Below are 247 nucleotides of genomic sequence, written 5' to 3' on the forward strand. Positions count from 1 at the left end.
CCTACATCGGTGGGATCGAGCGAGGGCGACGTAACCCCAGCCTTTTGGCAATGGCTCGAATTGCCGAGGCTTTGTCGGTGCCGCTCGTCAAACTCGTGAGCGAGCAGGCAGGGTAGGCTTGGTCGATTGCGAAGGCGCTAGTATTCGTCCGCCCTCATGATCGTGATTATCCGCTCGGTAACGGAGGGATCTGCCGGGTTAGGCGAATGGAAGGTAAGCGATTTATCGTAGTAATCGATCTTGAATG

The 247-nt window shown here is 55.9% G+C and carries 2 protein-coding genes; one reads left to right on the forward strand and one right to left on the reverse strand.

What is annotated here, in order from left to right; translation table 11 throughout:
* Positions 1 to 14: 14 nt before the first annotated feature.
* On the forward strand, positions 15 to 116 hold the full coding sequence (locus AC0L3B_RS40060; protein WP_473383515.1) for a hypothetical protein: 102 nt from the start codon (positions 15 to 17) through the stop codon (positions 114 to 116).
* Positions 117 to 137: 21 nt separating this feature from the next.
* Here the strand turns inward: AC0L3B_RS40060 and AC0L3B_RS40065 are convergent, their stop codons facing one another.
* On the reverse strand, positions 138 to 239 hold the full coding sequence (locus AC0L3B_RS40065) for a DUF3768 domain-containing protein (RefSeq protein ID WP_473383517.1): 102 nt from the start codon (positions 237 to 239) through the stop codon (positions 138 to 140).
* Positions 240 to 247 lie beyond the last annotated feature (8 nt).

It is taken from the genome of Bradyrhizobium sp. Kon56 (assembly GCF_055807635.1).